The following is a 5,208-nucleotide window of genomic DNA, read 5'->3' on the forward strand; positions in this document are numbered from 1 at the left end:
AGATATAACCCACCGGGATGGAGCCGTCCTCTTCCTCAAGATAGAACCTGCCGATCTCGGCCTTTGCCTCCTCCAGCACCCACTGCCCCCACTTCTTCACGTCCTCAAGCAGCGGGTTTTGCCTGCTGCCGGACAGCTCGCCCCACTTTCCCTCTTCATCTGCAGCATGCCCATATTTCTGGGGATATTCCAGCGTGCATTTCTGGATGAGCACAGCCACAGGATTATAATCACTGGAATAGGTCTCGCAGCCCAGGCGCAGCGCCTCCAGCGGGATGGCACCGCCGCCGCCGAATGGGTCCAGCACCCTGGGCGGTTTGCCGCCGTTTGCCTTCAGAATATCCTTCCTGGCCCGTTCGATCAGGGCAGGGTTCAGGGAATTCTCCCACTTCGAGAAGTCGATGATGAACTGCCGGGTCTTGTTCCACTCGTCAATATTTTCCGGTGCAGGGATCAGGGCCGCATAATTGGTGGCCCTTGATGATGCTAAAGGGCGGCGGGCCCACCAGATGTGCAGGGTGGAGATATGACCGTGGCGGATGTTCTTCTCACGGGCGGATTCGATGCTTACCTCTTTTACCGGGAAGGTCTCTTCAATAAAGCGCCTTTTTTTACTATCCAACTTCCATTCCTCCCTTAGCGATTATCTCTTTAAACGGCACAATGTACCTGACTGATTCGATTATTGCTTCCGGTTCCAGGTTTTCTACAGGATTCCTGATAATGACCAGTTCCGGACTATTGGCAGCATTCATTACTACATAAAGGTAATAGTCATCAGTAAACCTTTTTGCTTTGAACCACTCGTTCTGGGTCAATGCCACAGCCCCCTGTTGTGCCCTGGCTTTAACTTCAATGTACCGCAACTTGCCGTTCCCATCCCTTGAACGTATGTCAAAGCCCAAATTCTCAGCCGAAACATCCTCAGGTATACGGCCGTGTTCCCGTTCATGGTTCATGGCAACTTCCATACCGATCAGTTCTATCCTGGCATCGCTTACCATCGCAGGTTCAACATGTACTGCCGGAACAACCCTGACTGCACCAATAAAGCGAGGTGCTGACATGGTAAGATGCTTTTCCTGCTCAATACTATGCTTCAACTCCTCAAAAGCCAGTTCATAGTTTTTCTTCTGCTCTTCCTTATTAAAAATCGTAAGGTCCACGCTGTCACCCTGGTACCTGCGCCCATAAAGCAGGATAAGTTCACCGTCCAGTTTAAGGATGAGATGTTCCATGGACTGGAGGCCATACCTTTCCTTAATTCCGGCCTGGCGGGTCCTTTCATTTAACAGTTCAAGCCGGTAATCATTCAACTCATTGACAACAGAAGTCATACCCTGTTTCTTCATGTCCTCAATATCTACAGTACCTGTACTCTCAGGTTCACCCTCAGCCAGGTCCCACAGTAGCGAAGGATTTACAGTATGAATCTCCCTGATATTGTTATCAATAAAAAATACAAACAACCGCTTTCCTGCCACATTCCCTTTACCGTCTTTGATCTCCCCTTCATAAAATAGGAGTACACCGTCCAATTTCCCTTCAGGATCAACAAAGACCGCTCCTTGTTGAAGACTTGCTGACAGTTCCTTTTCCACCCAGGCCATTACCGCCTCGAACAGAGGATGTCCGAAGGATAGGAATTCAGCATCCTGGTTCTTAAATGCAATTTCTTTATCAAATGTGATCTTAGGATAACTCTTTAAAAGTGTTCCTAACTGCTTTCTAAAAGAATCAACTTCAGCTATCTTCCTGATTTCAAAGGGAATACGATCCACAGCCATAAGCCCGTCCTTTCTTGTCCTTAATTTTCCGCCTGCATTTTCAAATGCCTTTTTAAAAAAAGCTTCAGTATATTCAGGTATCAAACGATACTCTCTTGCCTGTTCTGCCATTTCCTTGATACGAGTATAATCAATATAATGGGTTGCCAGACTCTCTCCAAGCTGTTCCTTGACTTGTGCAATATAGTCCTCATCCAGTTGTATATCGATCTCTTCAAGAATATCTTCAATTCTTCTGGCACTTGCTGCAGCCTCAAGCATTAGTTGTGAAAGGTTTTTACCATATAGGGCTTCGCTTAACACATCAAACACTTTATCGCTGCCCAGAGTCGTTTTAATCTCTTCGAGTTTATCAAAAAGTTTCTTCAAAACCTGGCCTTCACGTGTATCCTCTGCCACCAGATTATAAACAAAGACCTCTTTGTTCTGTCCATACCTATGGATGCGCCCCATGCGCTGTTCTAAGCGGTTTGGGTTCCATGGGATGTCATAATTTACCATCAGATGGCAGAATTGCAGGTTAATACCTTCACCGGCAGCTTCAGTAGCTATCATAACCTGGGTTTCATTTTTGAATATACTCTCGGCCTTAATTCTATCTTGCAGCCGCATACCACCATGAATCGTATTGACAGCATAACCCCAGATTTTTATCTTTTTCTCCAGATATTCAAGTGTATCCCGTGATTCAGTGAAAACAAGGAACTTTTCATCTGGAAATTCCTTATTCAATTTATCCATCGTTTCCTTAAGCTGGCGGACTTTTAATTCGGTTTCCTTTTCAATGATGGATTTCGATTGTTGAATTAACTTGCCCAGTATTGCTATTTCTCTTTCCAGTTCTTCACGGTTTTCAGCAACACTCAAAGTTTCCCAGAGTTCTTCTTCTTTCCAGCGTTCTTCCTCACTCAGATCTTCAATGGTCTCAAAATCAAAACTACGTTCATCTATCCGAGTTTTATCCAGGGAACTCTTCAATATGTTCTCTAAACGATCTTTCCGTCTTTCCAGAGACCTGAATAAAGCATACACGCTGGAAGCAAGACGCCGCTGGAGAATAACCAATGCAAAAGCCACATTTCTTTTCTTATCTTTGGTAAGAGCCTTATTGTATTGGGTATTCACATATTTTGAAAGATCATTATAAAGTTCCTTCTCTGCCGGAGAATCAGTGCTCAGGTTAAAAGTGAGCGTTTTGACATATCTGGGTAAAAATAAAGGTTCACCTTCAAAATTTTTCAGGTCTTCCTTAACACGCCTGATGAACAGGGGATTATCATTATTCATAATGGAAGCCTGAAGCAGCTCGTTGGTAGCAAAATAGCCTGGTTCCAGAAGATCCAGAAAGAGCCTGAAATTCTCAGGGTCACCTTTATGGGGAGTTGCTGTCAAGAATAGAAGGTGCTCTGTATTCTTTGACAATACCTCACCCAATCTGTAGCGTCCCGTTTTACCTAATTTCTCTCCATAGCGATAGGCACTCATCTTGTGAGCTTCATCCACAATGATCAGATCAAATTGAGCAGATGATAAGGAAGGGAGAACATCTTCCCTTTTTGCAAAGTCAATAGAGGTTATTATATTATTTTCCCTCTGCCAGGGATTTTCTCCAAAAAATGAATCCATGAGTCCACGGTAAACAACAACAAAAGACTCTTCAAACCGCTCTTTAAGTTCCCTTTGCCATTGGTCCTTTAAATGACCAGGTACTACGATTAGAATTCGTTTTGCCATATGACGCAGTTTCATTTCTTTTATAATGAGACCTGCCATAATGGTTTTTCCTGCTCCAGGGTCATCAGCTATGAGAAACCTGATTCGTGGTTGTTTTAAGACATATCCATAAACAGCTTCTATTTGATGCGGTAGCGGATCCACTTTGGAGGTGTTCATGGCCAAAAGAGGATCATAAAGAGAAGCAAAACGGTAACGTTTGGCTTCCAGACTGAGAAAAATGTGTTGAGGATTAGCATTGAAATTTGATTCAATAATTGCAGTACTCAGTTCTTCAAATTCTTCCCTTTGAATTAATTGATCGATGTGAATATGAGAATGTATAGTTGCACCCACAATGCGAACATAATCCCCCATATTTTCAATCAAATTTATTTCAACGGGTTCTGGCCATCTATGATCTTGGATAATATCTCCTGCAATAATGTTCATCATTTTCTACCTTTAAAAAAGATATGTCGTGATTTTTTTAATCCTGTTAATGTGAATGAATTCATAGTAAATATTTGTAGTGTTTTGATTACAATATTACTACATTTTATAACTATTCTCTACGCCGCCATGGCACTCTCCCGCCGCCCGCCCTTATGGTGAGGGGAGGCAACGAGATTTATTAACTTTTTTATTTCATATTTTGCGCACAAATATAGCATAACTCGAACTGTGGCTTCTTAGGTCGACCACATTTAGGACAATTATTCGGATTATTACTTTGTGCTGGATTCACATTTTGTTTTAACTTCTTATTACAAATAAAACAGATTTCATAATTTGGATTCCATAGTGTTTTACCACAAGAAGCACATTTCTTATTATGTTTATGAGTTGTAGAGCTATTACAAAATTTTTGTTCCAGCATTTCCACATAGCTGACTGCATCCGCAAGAAAATCTTTACTAAAACTGCACTCATAACAATCATTTCTTTTATCAACAAAAATTCCCGCTTCAAAATTGTTGGATAAACTTGTTTCGATTATATTTGATGAAGATAATACTGCAATCTTCCCATCAGCTATCACCATTTTAGCATGCAATTCTGGAACAAAAGTAATTTGAAGCCTCTTTTTTTCGACTTCTTTAGCACCAATACCAAGAAGACCCCCCTCCTTTTTGATAACTTTGTTACCCAGATTATTTGCTAAGCTTTCAAGTTCTTCGATACTTTTTTTGTGCTTAAAATTGTTAATATCCTTTGGTCTTGTAACAAGATGTAGAATTACATCATCTCTCAATATATCCTCAATATTTGCCTTCATATGTCCAGTTGGTTGATACCAAGGAGTGACGATAATTAATTCTTTTTCAGCTTCTTTAATTACATTATTGTATTCGGTGTAAATTTCTTCGTTAGCAATAAAATACATTATAATGTTCCCTTTACATTTTTATAAAATTAACAAGTAGCTTAATTAAAGATATATCTATTGTTTTCCACATCTTGGAACACACATAGTGTTATTTCTGTTTCTATCTGGGATTAATTTTGAAATGAAGCTTGTTCCCGCCCCCTCTCGTCTGAACTTACATGGTGCCCGTCCCTCTCTGCTCCGTCCGCCCTTGTGGTGAGGGGGGCTGGCAGGCGCTTTTCGATTCTTCCTGCATGCTTTGGGTGCGAAGTGGGGATGGATGTTTGGATGGGTGGTTGGAGGTTGGGGGCTCGAATCGTATTAAAAAGCAGGCATTTG

General features: G+C 41.7%; 3 protein-coding genes. All 3 read right to left on the reverse strand.

Going from position 1 to position 5,208, the window contains the following annotated elements:
• Positions 1 to 622, reverse strand: a 622-nt coding sequence (locus P1P86_16535) for a DUF1156 domain-containing protein (GenBank protein ID MDF1576794.1), incomplete at its 3' end; no start/stop codon positions are given.
• Positions 615 to 3,953 (reverse strand): helicase-related protein, encoded by a 3,339-nt coding sequence (locus P1P86_16540; GenBank protein ID MDF1576795.1) that lies wholly within the window; start codon positions 3,951 to 3,953, stop codon positions 615 to 617. The genes P1P86_16540 and P1P86_16535, both read right to left, overlap by 8 nt.
• A 190-nt stretch (positions 3,954 to 4,143) precedes the next feature.
• Complete coding sequence (locus tag P1P86_16545; protein ID MDF1576796.1) at positions 4,144 to 4,887, reverse strand: phospholipase D-like domain-containing protein; 744 nt, start codon at positions 4,885 to 4,887, stop codon at positions 4,144 to 4,146.
• Positions 4,888 to 5,208 lie beyond the last annotated feature (321 nt).

The sequence above is a fragment of the Bacteroidales bacterium genome (assembly GCA_029210725.1).
GTDB lineage: Bacteria > Bacteroidota > Bacteroidia > Bacteroidales.

Excerpts from the sequence above, each read along its gene's own strand:
- P1P86_16545 (MDF1576796.1), bottom strand. The coding sequence starts at position 4,887 with ATGTATTTTATTGCTAACGAAGAAATTTACACCGAATACAATAATGTA.
- P1P86_16540 (MDF1576795.1), bottom strand. The coding sequence starts at position 3,953 with ATGAACATTATTGCAGGAGATATTATCCAAGATCATAGATGGCCAGAA.